The 18,295-nt window shown below is 48.3% G+C and carries 12 protein-coding genes and 1 other annotated feature; all 12 genes read left to right on the forward strand.

Going from position 1 to position 18,295, the window contains the following annotated elements; translation table 11 throughout:
* The first annotated feature begins 372 nt into the window (after positions 1–372).
* Positions 373–2,709, forward strand: coding sequence for an endopeptidase La (lon, locus tag AAHF22_RS13660; RefSeq protein ID WP_347325569.1), 2,337 nt, complete (start codon positions 373–375; stop codon positions 2,707–2,709).
* Positions 2,710–2,767: 58 nt separating this feature from the next.
* Entirely contained in the window at positions 2,768–3,484 is a 717-nt protein-coding gene (gene yihA / locus AAHF22_RS13665; protein WP_347325570.1) for a ribosome biogenesis GTP-binding protein YihA/YsxC, read from the forward strand.
* 962 nt (positions 3,485–4,446) lie between these two features.
* A complete protein-coding gene (hemA, locus tag AAHF22_RS13670; protein ID WP_347325571.1) occupies positions 4,447–5,832 on the forward strand; it encodes a glutamyl-tRNA reductase in 1,386 nt (461 codons plus the stop codon).
* A 14-nt stretch (positions 5,833–5,846) separates the two neighbouring features.
* Positions 5,847–6,674 carry a cytochrome c biogenesis protein CcsA gene (gene ccsA / locus AAHF22_RS13675; protein ID WP_347325572.1) on the forward strand — a complete coding sequence of 276 codons (828 nt, stop codon included), beginning with the start codon at positions 5,847–5,849 and terminating at the stop codon, positions 6,672–6,674.
* Positions 6,671–7,459, forward strand: a complete 789-nt coding sequence (locus AAHF22_RS13680; protein ID WP_347325573.1) for a precorrin-2 dehydrogenase/sirohydrochlorin ferrochelatase family protein — start codon at positions 6,671–6,673, stop codon at positions 7,457–7,459. The genes ccsA and AAHF22_RS13680 overlap by 4 nt, the downstream gene beginning before the upstream one ends.
* A 4-nt stretch (positions 7,460–7,463) precedes the next feature.
* Positions 7,464–8,414, forward strand: coding sequence for a hydroxymethylbilane synthase (gene hemC, locus AAHF22_RS13685; RefSeq protein WP_347325574.1), 951 nt, complete (start codon positions 7,464–7,466; stop codon positions 8,412–8,414).
* A 4-nt stretch (positions 8,415–8,418) separates the two neighbouring features.
* Positions 8,419–9,969: a uroporphyrinogen-III C-methyltransferase gene (cobA, locus tag AAHF22_RS13690; RefSeq protein WP_347325575.1), complete on the forward strand. Its 1,551-nt coding sequence runs from the start codon at positions 8,419–8,421 to the stop codon at positions 9,967–9,969.
* Between the two features lie 185 nt (positions 9,970–10,154).
* A complete protein-coding gene (gene hemB, locus AAHF22_RS13695; protein WP_347325576.1) occupies positions 10,155–11,168 on the forward strand; it encodes a porphobilinogen synthase in 1,014 nt (337 codons plus the stop codon).
* A 111-nt stretch (positions 11,169–11,279) separates the two neighbouring features.
* Positions 11,280–12,581, forward strand: a complete 1,302-nt coding sequence (hemL, locus tag AAHF22_RS13700; RefSeq protein WP_347325577.1) for a glutamate-1-semialdehyde 2,1-aminomutase — start codon at positions 11,280–11,282, stop codon at positions 12,579–12,581.
* Positions 12,582–12,596: 15 nt separating this feature from the next.
* The gene (locus AAHF22_RS13705) at positions 12,597–13,649 is read left to right on the forward strand and encodes an RluA family pseudouridine synthase (RefSeq protein WP_347325578.1); all 1,053 of its coding nucleotides are present in this window, start codon (positions 12,597–12,599) and stop codon (positions 13,647–13,649) included.
* 187 nt (positions 13,650–13,836) lie between these two features.
* Positions 13,837–14,149: a binding site (T-box leader), on the forward strand.
* Positions 14,150–14,240: 91 nt separating this feature from the next.
* Positions 14,241–16,907: a valine--tRNA ligase gene (locus AAHF22_RS13710; protein WP_347325579.1), complete on the forward strand. Its 2,667-nt coding sequence runs from the start codon at positions 14,241–14,243 to the stop codon at positions 16,905–16,907.
* An 11-nt stretch (positions 16,908–16,918) separates the two neighbouring features.
* Entirely contained in the window at positions 16,919–18,295 is a 1,377-nt protein-coding gene (locus AAHF22_RS13715) for a bifunctional folylpolyglutamate synthase/dihydrofolate synthase (protein ID WP_347325580.1), read from the forward strand.

The following is an 18,295-nucleotide window of genomic DNA, read 5'->3' on the forward strand; positions in this document are numbered from 1 at the left end:
AGCAAAATATCTTAATAAAATTGCATCCTATGCGTAATCAAAAGATACTGATGAATACTCATTCATCAGTATCTTTTTTATATGAGCAGGCGTATGCACAAGATAAACGAATCGATTTGTGCAAGTGTATGGATGCATTATGAAAATAGAACGTAAATTCGAGCCGCTTTTTCCCCAATGATTGGTGTTTCGAGGTGATATTTGATAAACTAGGGCGTATACGCAAACTCATGAGATTGTCTGAGTTTAGATTGGTTATTCCTCAGATGATAAAAGAGCATCTTGCTATCTGCGTGCGCAAATACATCGATTTGCGTACACGCTCACAATACAAGGCAGTACGATACGCACATTACAGGAGGTAAGAAAGCGATGGGACCACATAAAAATAAGGCGCGTCGTTTTCCTTTGCTGCCTTTAAGAGGACTGCTCGTCTATCCAAGCATGGTGCTTCATCTGGATGTTGGGCGGGATAAATCCGTGAAGGCCCTAGAAAAGGCGATGGTAGATGATAATTTGATTCTGCTATGCTCTCAATCGGAAGTGAATATTGAGGAACCTAGCGAGGATGAGATTTTCAGAATAGGCACAATAGCTAAAGTCAGACAGATGCTCAAGCTGCCAAACGGTACGATTCGCGTGCTGGTCGAAGGTTTGGAACGAGCTGAGGTGCTGGAATATATAGAAAATGAAGAGTTCTACGAAGTTCAAGCACGTGAGCTATCCGAGGTAGAGACGAATGACCCGGAAGTGTTTGCGTTAATGCGAACGGTGTTGAATGAGTTTGAACATTATATTAATCTGTCGAAAAAGGTAACGCCTGAGACGATGGCTGCCGTTTCTGATATTGAAGAGCCTGGACGTCTGGCTGATGTGATCACAAGTCATCTGGTGATCAAGATCAAGGATAAACAGCATATTTTAGAAGCGATTGATGTGCGTGCACGACTGGAGCGTCTGCTTGATATTTTGCATAGTGAGCGCGAAGTGCTGGAGCTAGAACGGAAAATTAACCAGCGTGTGAAAAAGCAAATGGAGAAGACGCAGCGTGAATATTACCTGCGTGAGCAGATGAAAGCGATCCAGAAAGAGCTTGGCGAGAAGGAAGGACGTGCGGGTGAAGCGGAAGAGCTGCGCCTGCAATTAGCCGAGCTGACTGTACCGGAAAAGGTGCTGGAGAAGATTGAGAAAGAGATCGATCGGCTGGAGAAGACACCTGCCAATTCAGCTGAAGGCGGTATTATCCGTAACTATCTCGATTGGCTGCTCAGTCTGCCGTGGGATCAGCGTACGACTGATGATCTTGATTTGAAGCATGCAGAGGATATTTTGAATGCGGATCATTATGGTCTGGATAAGCCGAAGGAACGTGTGCTGGAATATCTAGCTGTGCAAAAGCTGGTCAAAAAGCTCAAAGGTCCAATTCTCTGTCTCGTTGGCCCTCCAGGTGTCGGTAAAACGTCTCTGGCGCGCTCGATTGCGAAGTCACTCGGACGCGAATTTGTTCGTATTTCGCTGGGTGGGGTACGGGATGAAGCGGAAATTCGCGGTCATCGTCGCACATATGTAGGCGCGATGCCAGGTCGTATCATTCAAGGCATGCGTAATGCAGGCAGTATGAATCCGGTATTTCTGCTCGATGAGATCGATAAAATGGCGTCTGACTTCCGTGGCGATCCATCGGCTGCACTGCTCGAAGTGCTTGATCCAGAGCAAAACAATACATTTAGCGATCATTTTGTGGAAGTGCCGTTCGATCTGTCTAATGTAATGTTTGTAACGACAGCCAATAGCGTACAGAGCATTCCAAGACCACTTCTCGACCGGATGGAAATGTTGTATATTCCGGGCTATACGGAGCTGGAGAAGCTACAGATTGGGAAGCAATATTTGTTACCAAAGCAGACCGAAGAGCATGGTCTGACTGAAGAACAGTTGGAGCTTGGTGAGGATACACTGCTCAAAGTGATCCGCGAATATACACGCGAATCAGGCGTGCGTAATCTGGAGCAACAGATCGCTGCCCTATGCCGTAAAGCGGCACGTGCTATCGTTGCGGAAGAGAAAGACAAAGTGGTGATCGCACCAGATGATGTGAAAGATTTCCTCGGCACACCGAAGTTCCGTTACGGTCTGATCGAAAAAGAAAACCAGATCGGCAGTGTGACCGGACTGGCATGGACTGAAGTTGGCGGTGAAACGCTGACGATCGAAGTGACGGTCGTACCGGGTAGTGGCAAGCTAATGCTGACTGGTAAGCTGGGCGATGTGATGAAGGAATCCGCACAGGCGGCATTCAGTTATACACGCTCCAAAGCTGAAGAACTCGGCATCGCGACTGATTTTCATGAGAAAAATGATATTCACATCCATATTCCAGAAGGGGCTATTCCGAAGGATGGACCCTCAGCTGGGATTACGATTGCAACGGCGTTGATCTCCGCCTTGACCGGTCGCCATGTATCAAAAGAAGTGGCGATGACAGGCGAAATCACATTGCGAGGTCGTGTGTTGCCCATTGGCGGACTCAAAGAAAAGACGCTTGCGGCACACCGTGCAGGGTACAAGAAAATTTTGCTGCCGCAGGACAATGAACGTGATTTAAAAGATATTCCGGCAAGTATCAAGGATGAACTGACCCTTGTGCCGGTTGCTCATATGGATCAGGTGCTGGAACATGCACTAGTTCAGAAAAGCGGACTGCATTAGTGGAAGCCCGGCTGTTAGCTGGGAACGCGCCACGTAGAACAGGAAGGAAATGAATCGAATGAAAGTTAATCAAGCAGAATTTATTATTAGTGCCGTCAAACCGGATCAATATCCGGAAGACGGCTTGCCGGAAATTGCGCTGGCAGGACGCTCCAATGTGGGCAAGTCCTCGCTCACCAACCGGATGATCAACCGTAAAAATCTGGCGCGTACCAGTGCGACACCGGGTAAAACACAGCATTTAAACTACTATAAAATCAATGAGATGATGTACTTCGTCGACTTCCCAGGTTATGGCTACGCCAAAGTATCCAAAACCCAGCGCGAAGCTTGGGGCAAAATGATCGAGCGTTACTTGCTAGAGCGCGAACCGCTCAAGCTCGTCTTGCTCATTATCGACCTGCGTCACGAACCATCCAAAGATGACATTCTAATGTACGACTGGCTCAAACATTACGACTGTAACATCTGCGTCGTAGCTACTAAAGCCGACAAAATTGCACGCAGCAAATGGGCCAAACACGTCAAAATTGTTAAACAAGCTCTCGGCTTCGTGCCTGAAGACGATTTCGTCATGTTCTCTTCTGAAACCGGTCTGGGTAAAGACGAACTGTGGGCAGTCATCGAACGTCATGCATTTAGTAATGATGAAGAGGAAGATGAGGACGAAGACGAGCAGGATGCCCAGTCAGATGAAGAGGTAGTTGAAGGTAAAGAAATCACTGATAGCGAAGATGAGCTGAATGATAAAGCAGACAAACCTGCCGATCAATAAGCGAGTCATATAGTATAGCTGCGTGTTAACTATGTAGTATGATTATCAAGATTAAGCGGAGAAGATAGACTTTGCTAATGCAAGAAACTTTAATTCTATGCAAGCGATCTTGCCTCAACCTAAACAGAATGATCTCAAAATAAGCGGTCAGGGAACTATTCCCTCGACCGCTTATTTTTATGGTGTTGATCAAGTTGAGATTTTAAATATTCGTAATAACATGGTCATAAAAGATACATTATAAAACTAAGATATGTTGAGTTGAATTTTAAGGTGAGTTAGCGGCTAATGTTGTTGAATAGATAAAGAAATAGCGTATTCAAAAATAATACTGCTAATTCAACTATGCAAGAATGAATATGTTGCAATCCGCACAGAACGGAGGAAAGGAAATAAGGGAAAAGGACGATTTTGGAGCAGGGGAATCTACATTTATTCCTAATTCGTAGATTCCCCTACTCCATCTGAGGACGTTCCCTTATTCCTTACCGGAAGTGGTGGTTGCCTCAGCATCTAAGTAGTCATCACACCGTCTACATATGAATACGAATATAAAGCTGTTTTATTATAGGTAAGTTGCCCCAACGCTTAAACTTGCCAACCTATCTGTTTCTGAATATCAAGTGAAGTTTTCCCATAAACGCTTTACCTTCAAAATGAATATGTTAAAATAAGAAAAAAGCATCTGACCGCGTCATCAATCGACGAAACGGATGCTTTTTTGTCGGCAGTCACTCTTTTCTTTTGACTCCTTTCAACCGATATAAGTAGCAAATAAGTCATATTCGGGTACGTATGTGATGAGTGTGACGAACTGATGGCATTTTAGAAATCTGCATCTGGATTTCATAAACATTTCATAAAAACGCCGAATTTGGGCAAATTGATGTGATATAATTAACGTATTGTTAAAACGTGAGCAGATGTAGTTACAATTTTTAGACTAGGTAGGTGAACTTGCAATGCACATTGTTGTTGTCGGACTCAACTACCGCACAGCACCGATTGAGGTACGAGAACGGTTTGCCATTGCGGATGAGGATTTACCGGAAGCTCTCCGGCAGCTTAAAAGCACGCAAAGTGTATTGGAAGGCACCATCGTCGCAACGTGCAATCGTACAGAAATCTATGTTGTTTTAGATCGTTTGCATATGTGCGGTCATTACATTCGTCATTTCATGGAGCAATGGTTCGGTATTTCCCGTCAGGAATTTACCCAGCATTTGTATATATATGAAGATGAGCAGGCGATTGAACATTTGTTCCGTGTGACCTGTGGACTGGATTCTATGGTGATCGGCGAGACTCAAATTTTGGGTCAGGTGAAGCGTGCATTCCAGCTCGCGCAAGAGAACAAGGCGACTGGCACATGGTTCAACATGCTGTTCAAGCAAGCGGTAACGCTGGGCAAACGTGCTCATGCGGAGACGATGATTGGCGAGAGCGCAGTATCGATCAGCTATGCAGCTGTTGAGCTGGGCAAGCGAATTTTTGGTGCTTTTCATAATAAAACGATTATGATTCTAGGTGCGGGCAAAATGAGCGAGCTGACCGTGAAGCATCTGTATGCGAACGGTGCAGCTGAAGTCATCGTAGCGAATCGTACGATCGGACGCGCACAGGAACTGGCGCACAAGTTCGATGGTACCGCGTGTACGATTGAAGAAGGCTTACAGCGCCTGCATGAAGTCGATATTTTGATCAGCTCAACGGGAGCGCAAGGTTATGTGCTGGGGCAAGATACGATCGAGAGCAGTATGAAGCAGCGCAAATCTCGTCCGCTGTTTATGATCGATATCGCTGTACCGCGTGATATTCATCCATCAGTAGCTGAAGTATCCAATGTATTCCTGTATGATATCGATGATCTGGAAGGGATCGTGGAGAGCAATATGGCGATGCGTCGTGCCGAAGCGATCAAGATCGAGCGGATGATCCGCGAAGAGATCGAAGTGTTCCAGCAATGGCTGAAAACACTCGGTGTGAAGCCGGTCATTCGTGCGTTACAGGAACGTGGCGCTCGCATTCACGAAGATACGCTGGAAAGCTTGTTCAACAAGCTGCCTGAGTTAGACGAGCGTCAGCGCAAAGTGATTAGCCGTCTAACGAAAAGCATCGTAAATCAGATGAATCATGATCCGATTAACCGGATTAAAGAAATGGCGGCTGAGAAAAATGGCGCCGATACACTTGAACTTTTCACCCGTATGTTTGCGCTTGAAGATGAAGTAGAGACTGCATCAGAGCCAGCTGCGGAACTTAAGGCAGTGCCAAAACGTGCACCTATTTCTTCCCATCCACCGGTTGTTGAAGGAAGCCTGGCTTACTTTGCTTCCGCAACCCTGTAGGCAGGTGATTCGTGTTGACACTGTTCAACCTGTTATATGATGTCATTATCTACCTATACGCCCTGAGCCTTCTGTTTTATTTCTCGGATTGCATTCGTCGCAATCCGAGGGCGAAGCGGATCGGCACAGGGTTTCTTATTATGGTAAGTGCTATTCAAGCCGTCAGTATTACGATTCGGACGATTGATGAACGCACATTGCCGCTATTTTCAACGTATGACTTTTTCTTTTTCCTGACGTTTATATTGATTTTGATTTCCTTTTTTATTGAAAAGGTGCTTAAAACGGAATATGCCGTGTTGCTACTGAATGTGATCGGCTTTTGTGCGATGGTGCAAAATCGGCTTCATTCGCCGGGCGAAGGCGTATTGCCGTCTGGCTGGGATACCGTACACGGATTGCTCATTTTGCATGTCGTACTAGCCAATTTGAGCTTTGCTTTTTATACGGTATCGGCGGTCTTTGCAGCGATGTATTTATTTTTACACCGCAAGCTTAAACGGAAAAAGTGGGATAATACCGTTCGCAGACTACCCAGTCTGGAAAGTATGGAAAAGTATACGTACACATCGATGCTGATCGGTACGCCGCTATTGATCGTATCGCTGATCGTAGCACTCATGTCCATTTTCTCAGAAGGGCGTTATATATTGCTGCTGGATTTGAAAGTAGTGTTCACGCTGCTGGCATTGTGTGTATATATTGCTTATTTTGCCACACGTAGACTGCGTAGCTATTCGCCTGTCATTATGGCACGCTGGGCGATTGCTGGCTATATCGTGTTTATTTTGAACTTTGTCGCTAACTCCTGGTCAGCGTTTCATCAGTGGGTGGGCACATGAATAGAGCTGTACCGTATTTGCCGATTATGCTGGATTGTCGCGCCCGTCCTGTACTGGTTGTGGGCGGCGGCACAGTAGCAGAACGTAAAATTATGCATATGCTGGAGGCCGAGGCGATTGTCGTCGTTATCAGTCCAGAAGTGACGGCTGCGGTGAAGGAACTCGCTGACAAAGGTGAGCTACACTGGTTGCAGCGTATGTATGAAGCAGGTGATCTGAGCGCTAGTTTGAGTGCGATGTATAGCAATGGAATCGATATACATTCAAATACAGACACCCATTCAAATACAGGCACAACTTCCACCACATCTGAGAATGTACAGTCAGTCGCTGACTTATCGAATCAACCGCAGCGCTATCTGCTTGTCTATGCCGCTACCTCACGACCGGATGTGAACCAGTTGGTAGCAAAAGAGGCACAGCAATACGGCATTCCGGTCAATGTGGCAGATCGTCATGAGCTGGGAACGTTTATTAATCCAGCTGTCATTCGCCGTGGACGTCTCGTTGCTTCGGTATCGACTTCGGGTGCAGGGCCGATCATCAGTCGCCGGGTTGCACGCGAGCTAGGGAACTATTTTGACGAGGATTATGAGCTGTATATAGAGTTTATGTATTATCTGCGTCACCACATTAAACGGGTGGTACACGATCCCCAGGAGCGCAGACATGTACTGGAACAGGCGGCGGCACTTGATGTGCTGGCTCAAATCCGACATAAGCAATTTGTATGGTGGGATGAACACCAAATCGAGCAATGGATCATACAATATCGGGGGAGATAACGTCATGCGCAAAATTATCGTAGGAAGTCGACAGAGCGCTCTTGCACTGACCCAGACGGGACATGTGATCGATGCGCTACAGCAGATCGCTGCTAGTCAGGGGCTGGAAGTCGAATTTGAAATTAAAAAGATCGTAACCAAGGGCGACCGTATTCTCGATGTAACGCTGTCTAAAGTCGGCGGTAAAGGTCTATTCGTCAAAGAGATTGAACAGGCGCTGATCGATGGCGAGATCGATATGGCGGTGCATAGTATGAAGGATATGCCGTCCGAATTGCCAGAAGGACTCGTGAACGGTGCAATTCCGAAACGTGTAGACCCGCGCGATTGCCTTATTACCCGTGATGGAAATGGACTGGATGACTTGCCGCAAGGTGCCAAATTAGGCACAAGCAGTCTAAGACGTGCCAGTCAGCTTAAAGCGTATCGCCCCGATCTGGACGTACAGTCGATTCGCGGCAATATCGATTCCCGTCTGCGTAAGCTGGAGACGGAAGGCTTTGACGCGATTATGCTAGCAGCAGCCGGATTAGAGCGGATGGGCTGGACGGATCGGATTAGTGCGTATTTGCCAGCGGATATTTGTTTGCCTGCTGTCGGTCAGGGCGCGCTCGGAATTGAATGCCGTGGCGATGATCTGGAGCTACTTGGTTTGCTATCGCTTTATAACGATGATCTAACTGCCACTACAGTTATGGCAGAGCGTACCTTTTTGGCTGAATTAAATGGTGGCTGTCAGGTGCCGATCGGTGCTTATGCGGTTCGTTTGCATCCTTCCCATTCCGGTCAGGACGAAAACGTTATACAATTAACGGGAATGGTAGCCTCACCGGACGGAGCTACGATACTCAAGGAGACGTTGCAGGGCCATGATCCTGTACAGCTTGGAATGGCTGTCGCTGATGAGTTGAAACGTCGTGGGGCGGATCAGATTCTGGCAGAAGTTAGGGGATGAAGGAATGACCGGCAAGGTGTATCTGGTAGGCGCAGGTCCAGGGGCATTGAAGCTCATTACACTGCGTGGCTGGGAATGTATCGCTCTGGCAGACGCGATTGTCTATGACCGTCTGGCAAGTCCTCGTTTGCTCAAGCAGGCGAAGCCGGGAGCGGAGAAGATTTATGTCGGCAAGCTGCCGGATCGTCATACGATGAAGCAAGAGGAGATTAACCAGCTGCTGGTCGATCTGGCGTTGCAAGGTAAAATCGTCGTCCGGCTTAAAGGTGGCGACCCGACGATCTTTGGACGCGTAGCAGAGGAAGCCGAGCTGTTACGACAGCACGATATTCCATACGAGATCGTACCTGGCATCACATCATCGATTGCGGTGCCCGCTTATGCGGGCATTCCGGTTACGCACCGGGATTGGGCTTCATCGGTGTCGATTATTACCGGACATGAAAGCCCGGATAAGCTGGATCACAGTATTCACTGGGACAAAGTGACGCATGCGACCGGTACGCTCGTCTTTATGATGGGTGTCGCCAAAATCGGCTATATTAGCGAGCAGCTTATTCGCTACGGTCGTCCAGAAGATACACCGGTAGCGCTTGTACGCTGGGGCACGCGTGCCGAACAGGAGACGCTTGTCGGCACACTCCAGAATATCGCTGCCAAAGTTGAAGCTGCCAACTTCAAGCCACCTGCTGTCATTGTCGTTGGTGAAGTGGTGAATTTGCGCGAGCGACTGCACTGGGCAGAGCAATTGCCGTTATTCGGTAAACGAATTCTCGTCACCCGTGCTCGCAGTCAGGCGAGCGAGCTAGTTGATCGAATCGACGAGCTAGGCGGAGAGCCTTACGAATACCCAGTCATCGAAATGGTCATGCCTACTGCTTCGGAGACATTGCAGCAGATTAAGCAGACGTTAAGTGAGCTGGAGCAATATGATTGGGTCTTTTTCACAAGTGTAAATGGGGTAGAGTACTTCTTCCGTCATTTGCAGGAGCAAGGTCAGGATATTCGCGCACTGCATCGTGCTCGAATCGCTGCCGTTGGTCCAGCAACACGGGATGCGCTGCGCAGTCACGGTATCGTCGCAACCGCTTTGCCGCAAAAATTTCATGCGGAAGGTTTGCTGGAGCAGCTGGAAGGCGAGCTATTTGCTGGACAAAAGGTACTATTGCCTCGCGGCGATCTAGCACGCGCCTGGTTACCGCAGACGCTAACTGAGATGGGATTAGCTGTCACCGAGATCGACACCTATGAAACAGTGCTCGTTGGTGAAGACGATCTGGAGCTGAAAAAACTGCTGGAGGAGCAAGCGATTCATGCGGTTACTTTCACCAGCTCGTCTACTGTAATCAATCTGCTGACCGCTTTGCGTAAGCTGGGCTTTGAAGATCCGGCTGCTGCGCTTGCCTATAGCACGATTGCCTGCATTGGCCCTCAGACAGCGCACACCGCGCAAGAGCAGGGGCTAAAGGTAGATTTACTGGCTGAATCATCCACCATTGATGGCTTGATCGATGTGTTATGCCGCTGGAACAAAGGCAGCTTGCCGTCAGTATAATGGGTGTCATTTAGCTTGATATGCAGGATAGCGATACGTTTAAGCAAGCCAATGTATACCCTATAACTAACAGGAATGATGTTGATGATCGACATCCTCGTATGCCGACCAGAGCGATAAGCAGGTCGGCCTTCTTTTTCGTGATCGATCATCTAAAAATAGAATGAATATGGAGGAATAAAGTTATGAGTCAATCATTTGCAAGACATCGCCGTTTACGTAAAACCCCTGCTATTCGCGGAATGGTTAGAGAAACGCAATTGCACAAAAATGATTTTATCCAGCCTGTATTCGTTACCTACGGAACAGATGTGAAACTGGAAATTTCTTCGATGCCAGGTGTGTTCAATTTCTCGCTGGATCGTCTGAGTGAGGAAATCGATGAGATCGTGAGCCTGGGCATTCCATCTGTGATGGTATTTGGCGTACCTGAAGCGGAAGCGAAAGATAGCGTCGGTACAGGTGCGTATTCCGATCAAGGGATCGTGCAGCAAGCGATTCGTATGATTAAGCAAAATTATCCTGAACTGGTTGTGATCGCAGATACATGTCTGTGTGAATTTACAGATCATGGACATTGTGGCGTCGTCCACACTCATGAGCATGACGGCCATATCCATGCGGATGTGGATAACGATGAATCGCTCGTATTGCTCGCTCAAACAGCGGTTTCTCAAGCTCAAGCGGGTGCTGACATTATCGCACCGTCTAACATGATGGACGGTTTTGTACAGGTCATTCGTGAAGCGCTTGATGAAGCGGGCTTCCAGGATATTCCGATTATGTCGTATGCGGTCAAATATGCCTCTGCTTTCTATGGCCCATTCCGTGAAGCTGCACAATCTGCACCACAATTTGGTGATCGCAAATCGTATCAAATGGACCCGGCTAATGTGCGTGAAGCACTGCGTGAAGCAGAGAGCGACGTACAGCAAGGGGCAGATATGTTGATGGTGAAGCCTGCTCTCGCTTATATGGACGTACTGCGTGTCGTACGTGATCATTTCGACCTGCCACTCGTTGCTTACAATGTGAGCGGTGAATATGCGATGGTCAAAGCGGCGGCACAGCAAGGCTGGATTAACGAACGCGGTATCGTAACTGAAATGATGCTCGGCTTGAAACGCGCCGGTGCAGATATGATCATCACCTACTTTTCCAAAGATGTAGTACGCTGGTTGCGTGAGGAATGGGTCTGAGTCCATCTCGATGTACTGTGCAGAAGTGACAGGAATCGGGTAAAGGTAAAGATGAGCGCAGCTTGTAATCTGCCAAACGAATGATAACTATGTGATGGAGGTGCTTGTGCAATGAATCAAATGAAATCTGTACGCCGTGATGAGCGTTCGCGCGAAGCATTTGAGGAAGCCAAACAATATATTCCCGGTGGTGTAAATAGCCCGGTACGTGCATTTAAAACAGTCGGTTTGACTCCAGTCTATGCTGAACGTGGCGAAGGCTCGCGGCTGTACGATATTGATGGCAATTCGTTTATCGATTATGTCGGTTCGTGGGGACCGCTCATTATGGGACATGCGCATCCAAAAGTCGTGCAGGCGCTACAAGAAACCGCCGCACGCGGAACAAGCTTTGGTGCACCAACGAAGATTGAGACGGAGATGGCAAAGCTTGTTGTAGAACGCGTACCATCGATTGATATTGTACGGATGGTAAACTCCGGTACCGAAGCAACGATGAGTGCGATTCGCCTGGCACGTGGCTATACGAAACGCAACAAAATTTTGAAATTTGAAGGTTCGTATCATGGACATGGCGATAGTTTGCTGATCAAAGCCGGCTCTGGTGTAGCCACGCTGGGATTGCCGGATAGCCCGGGTGTACCGGAATCGATTGCATCGAACACGATCACAGTTCCTTACAACGATCTGGAAGCAGTGAAGCTGGCATTTGAACGCTTCGGTGAAGACATTTCCTGTATTATCGTTGAACCGGTGGCCGGTAATATGGGTGTTGTACCGCCGCAGGAAGGATTTTTGCAAGGACTGCGTGACGTGACTTCACAATATGGCGCCCTGCTTATTTTCGATGAGGTGATGACCGGCTTCCGTGTACATATGAACTGTGCACAGGGCCGCTATGGTGTAACGCCGGATCTGACCTGTCTCGGCAAAGTCATCGGCGGTGGCTTGCCAGTCGGCGCATACGGTGGTAAACGTGAAATTATGGAGCAGATCGCACCAACAGGCCCGATTTATCAGGCAGGTACGCTGAGCGGTAATCCGCTGGCGATGGTCGCTGGTTTTACGACGCTGAGCCTGCTCACTCCAGAAGTATATGATCGTCTGGAAACGGCTGCGGCACGTCTGCAAGCTGGTTTTGAACAGAATGCACAGGAAGCGGGCATTCCACTGACGATCAACCGTGTCGGTTCGATGGTATGCCCATTCCTGACCGAAGGCCCGGTAACAAATTACGATACCGCCAAGTTAAGTGACATGGAACGCTTCAAAAGTTATTTCGGTGGCATGCTGAATCATGGCATTAGCGTAGCTCCATCACCATTTGAAGGTATGTTCGTGTCGGCTGTACACAGTGACGAAGATATCGACGCAACTATCGCAGCTCATCGTGAAGTGATGAAGTCGCTGTAATGGAGGGAAATGAATATGACGGATGCAGATCAAAATAAACCGGTGCAACCAGCAGCTTCATCCGTAGATGGACATATACCGCAGCAAGAGGCAGTGACAGACACTGCCTCTTCTCGGCGTTCCGATACAATCAATCCGGCTGTTCGTCCAGAGCGATGGATACCGACCGAGCATGCGATACGCCGCGGAGAGTGGTTGGAAATTACACCCGATCGCAGTCTTGATCTCGAACAGCCAGAAGGACGACATGTACGGATGATGGAGTGGCTGAAGAGCGAAGCTTTTCCAGCCAAAATGATTGGATTATGGCAATCACGCGGCGAGATTCAGCTACAAGGCGATCATATTCGTTTGCGCGTATTTCCTAATACCGAATATGGTTTCCGGCCCGACTATAGCTACAATCCTAAAGTTCTGTACGAGGATGATCACGTGCTCGTAGTCCACAAACCAGCCGGTATGAATGTGCATCCTTCCGATGCGAACGATGCCACGGTTACGCTCGCCAATGCTGTAGCTGCCTATTACGAACGGACAGATCAACACTGTGCCGTGCGCCATGTCCATCGACTGGATGAAGATACGACCGGCCCTGTATTATATGCTAAAAATGAACTTGCCCTTTATTTGCTCGATGAACAGATGCGCAATAAATCGATCCATCGCCGTTATATCGCGCTTGTGCATGGTAAAGTGAATGAACGCCTTAAAGTCATCAACGAACCGATCGGTAAAGATCGCCATCACAAACAACGCCGCCGCGTCTCACCGGGTGGACAATCAGCGATTACTCATGTCGAATGCGTGCGTACAACGCCAACCGCCAGTCTGGTTCGCTTAGAGCTGGAAACCGGACGCACACACCAGATCCGAGTCCATATGAGCCATGTCGGACATCCACTGATCGGCGACACTCTGTATGGCGGCAAATCGAATTTGCTTCCACGTCAGGCACTACACGGCGAACAACTCGGCTTTATCCACCCGTGGACAGGCGAACAATTAAGCATCAACGATCCGTGGCCTGCTGATCTGGAAAAAGCAGCAACGGTGTTGAAGCTACTGTAGAGGAAAGTGGCTAAATCTACTGTGTTCATCTAGGCATGTAGTTTCTGGTGAGAATTAATTAAAGAAACAAACCACTTGACTATGTTCTGTGCTGTTATACTCACCTATGTCAGCTTTATATTGACTTTCCACGGTGACCAAGTTATGATGTTGAGTGAAATTATTGCACCATACAGCTTGATCAATCGTACAGACTATGAACGGGAATAGTAGATGTTATCGGCCTCTAGAGAGTGGGACTGCTGCGCTGAAAGGTTCCGCAGGATACGAGACGTCGAAGTCGCCCGGAAGTCGTTTATTTGAACACCGTCCTTGTTCCTGCATAGTCAATCGGCTGGCAGCAGACGGAACTAGAATAAACCGGTAGCAGCCGTTATCTGCCTTCGAGTGTCGTTACCACGCACATAGCGATCCAGCTGGATCACGCTATGACTGCATCGCCCTTCAGCAGGTAACGAAACAAAGGTGGTACCACGAGAGCAATGCCTTTCGTCCTTTGAGACGAAGGGCTTTTTTTATTTTATGCGCCAAAAGGGTATCGGCGCATGCTTGTTCACATGATAATGAATGAAACTTGATGGAGGGATTTGCATGACAGAGACGAACAATACGGCAACAACTGCAATGCCAACGACGTATGAACCCAAATCGGCTGAGCGCAAATGGTACGATTACTGGATGGAAAATGAGTTTTTCAAAGCGGGTCAACGCCCGGACGCAACACCATATACCATTGTGATTCCACCACCAAACGTAACCGGTATGCTGCATATCGGTCATGCGCTTGATTTTACACTGCAAGATATTATGATTCGTACAAAACGCATGCAAGGCTATGATGCACTCTGGCTGCCAGGCTCTGACCACGCTGGGATTGCAACACAGACGAAAGTCGAACAAAATCTGCGTGCTGAAGGCATCACACGCCATGATCTGGGACGCGAAAAATTCCTCGAAAAAGTATGGGAATGGAAAGATAAATACGCTGAAACGATCCATGAGCAATGGGCGAAAATGGGCTTCTCGCTGGATTACTCTCGTGAACGTTTTACACTTGATGAAGGTTTGTCCAAAGCGGTTCGCCACGTATTCGTAACCTTGTATGAAAAAGGACTAATCTATCGCGGTAAACGCATCATCAATTGGGACCCGCAAGCACGTACAGCGCTGTCTGACATTGAAGTGGAATACAAAGAAGTAAATGGTCATCTGTACCATCTGGAATATCCGCTCCAGGACGGCAGTGGCTCAATTATCGTAGCAACAACTCGTCCAGAAACGATGCTGGGCGATACAGCGGTTGCGGTTCATCCGAAAGATGAGCGTTATAGCGCTATGATCGGCAAAATGCTCGTACTACCGATTACAGGCCGCGAAATTCCGGTAATTGCCGACGATTATGTAGATCGCGAATTTGGTAGCGGTGCGGTAAAAATTACCCCTGCTCATGATCCAAATGACTTTGAAATGGGTCAACGTCATGATCTGCCACAGATCGTTGTAATGGACGAAGGTGGCATCATGAACGAAAATGCTGACAAATATCAGGGCATGGATCGCAGCGATGCACGTAAGCAACTCGTCAAAGATTTGCAAGAAGCAGGCGTACTGATCAAAATCGAAGACCATCTGCATCAAGTAGGTCATAGCGAGCGCACAGGCGCAGTAGTTGAGCCGTACCTGTCCACACAATGGTTCGTTAAAATGAAACCACTGGCAGACAAAGCGATCGAAGCACAACGCAGCGGCAATGGCACGAACTTCGTACCGGATCGGTTCGAGAAAACGTACCTGAACTGGATCGAAAATGTACGCGATTGGTGTATTTCCCGTCAGCTCTGGTGGGGACATCGTATCCCGGCATGGTACTGTGAAGAAACAGGTGAAATTATCGTATCGTCTGAAGACCCAACCGGTTTGCCAGAGCATGCAGGCAAAACGCTGCGTCAGGATGATGACGTACTGGATACATGGTTCAGCTCTGCACTATGGCCGTTCTCTACACTCGGCTGGCCGGATCAAACGGAAGATCTGAAACGCTATTATCCGACCGATCTGCTCGTAACCGGTTATGACATCATCTACTTCTGGGTGGCGCGTATGATCTTTACCGGATTGGAGTTTACCGATCAAATCCCGTTCAAAGACGTATTGATGCACGGTCTCGTTCGCGCAGCCGACGGTCAGAAAATGTCCAAGTCGCTCGGCAACGGTGTTGACCCACTCGATGTCATCGAGCAATATGGTGCCGATGCGATGCGTTATATGATCTCCACAGGCAGCACGCCAGGACAGGATTTACGTTTCCGCTGGGAACGTGTAGAACAGTCCCGCAACTTTGCGAATAAAATTTGGAATGCCTCCCGCTTTGCCTTGATGAACATGGAAGGCTTTACGTTTGAAGATATCGATCTGTCTGGCAATTTGAGCACAGCGGATCGCTGGATTTTGCATCGGTTGAATGAGACAGCACGCGATATTACGCGTCTGATCGATTCGTATGAGTTTGGCGAAACCGGACGTTTGCTGTATAACTTTATCTGGGATGATCTGTGTGACTGGTATATCGAGATTGCCAAGCTGTCGCTGTATGGCGAAGATGCAGCAGCGAAGAAAACGACGCAATCTGTACTCGCATATGTACTGGATCGCACGATGCGTATGATCCATCCATTCATGCCGTTTATCTCGGAAGAAATCTGGCAGCATCTGCCACATGAAGGCAATACGATCACACTGGCAGCATGGCCAACATTCGACCCAACACTCGAAAATAAGGCGGCTGAGGAAGAAATGACGCTGCTGATCGAGATCATTCGCTCGGTTCGTAACATCCGTGCCGAAGTGAACGTACCGATGAGCAAAAAGATCGAACTGCTCGTAAAAGCAGGCGATCAGCGCATTCTGGATATTATATCTTCAAACGAACACTATATGCGTCGCTTCTGTAACACATCCGAATATGCAGCAGGACTCGATATTGCAGCACCGGATAAAGCGATGTCTGCGGTTGTAACGGGCGTAGAGCTATACTTGCCACTGGCAGGTCTGCTGGATATTAGCCAGGAAATCGCCCGCCTGGAAAAAGAAGTCGCTACGCTGAACAGCGAAGTGGAGCGCGTGGAGAAGAAGCTGTCTAATCAAGGCTTCGTATCCAAAGCCCCAGCTAAAGTGATTGAGGAAGAACGTGCCAAACAGGCTGACTATTCCGACAAACGTGACAAGGTTCTTGCCCGTATTGCCGAACTGAAAGGTTAAGGGTGATAACGATGACATATGATTCTGCGGAGGGGCCAATTGCCCCTCTACATACGTATGATGAGGCATTAGAATGGATTAACGGCTTGATTCCATTTGGGATCAGACCGGGATTGGAACGGATCGAGCGGCTCATGGAGCTGCTCGGTCATCCACATCGTCGATTGAAGTTTGTCCATGTCGCAGGTACGAATGGCAAAGGCAGCACTTGCGCTTTTCTTACAAGTGCGTTACTCTCTTGCGGATACGATGTAGGTACATTCACTTCACCGTATATTACGAAGTTTACGAATCGCTTTCAGTACAACGGACAGGATATTGAGGAAGGCACACTGCTTCAACTGTCCAATCGTTTGAAGCCATTTGTAGAGGAGATCGCAGCAACCGAGCTTGGCTCACCAACGATGTTTGAGGTAGCAACGGCACTGGCCATTTTGTATTATGCCGAAGTGTGTTATCCCGATGTCGTCATATGGGAAACAGGTCTGGGCGGACGGATGGATGTGACCAATATCGTGAATCCGGTCGTATCCGTTATTACGAATGTGGGCTATGATCATACCGACATTCTTGGAGATACACTGGAACAGATCGCCTCGGAAAAGGCTGGCATTATTAAGCCGGGTGTTCCAGTCGTTACGAGCGTAGACCAGCCGGAAGTAGTTGCAGTGCTAGCGGAACGTGCTGATCAATGCCGTAGCCGTATGTATTTGGCAAATCGTGATTATCGTGCGACTCGCTTATCCGGTGACGAGCACAGTCAACGTTTGCATTTTGAAGGGATTTTCCGTGAACTGGAGCTGGAAATCGGTATGCAGGGTGAGCATCAATGTGCGAACGCTGGACTGGCGATGATGACACTGGAAGTGTTGCGTCAGTATATGGCATTTGTACTTGATGATGAACCATTACTGCAAGGTTTTCGGCATGCATTCTGGGCAGGTCGATTGGAGACGGTGCTAACGGAGCCGCATATCGTGCTGGACGGTGCACATAATCCGGAAGGTGCGGCATCGCTTGTGAAGAGCATTCCGCAGACGTATACGTATACCAAATTGCATTTCCTGGCGGGAATGCTTGAAAATAAACAGCATGAACCGGTATTCCGCCAGCTGCTGTCCATTGCAGACAGCATTATTTTGACGGAGCCGGATTTCCGGCGTAAAATGTCTGCTGAACAACTGGCAGTGCTCGTGCGCCGCCTGGCAGCAAATATGGGCCGAACCGATGTACAAATTACAGTAGAACCCGACTGGAAGCAGGCGATTAAGCTGCTACAGTCGCAGACAGAACGGGAAGATCTAGGGGTCGTTACCGGAACGCTGTATTTAATTTCAGATGTAAGAGCGACTCTTTTGCATCAAACCGATTCTGAAAAGGGCTGGTGA

The organism is Paenibacillus wenxiniae, from assembly GCF_039822605.1.
GTDB classification, from domain to species: domain Bacteria; phylum Bacillota; class Bacilli; order Paenibacillales; family Paenibacillaceae; genus Saccharibacillus; species Saccharibacillus wenxiniae.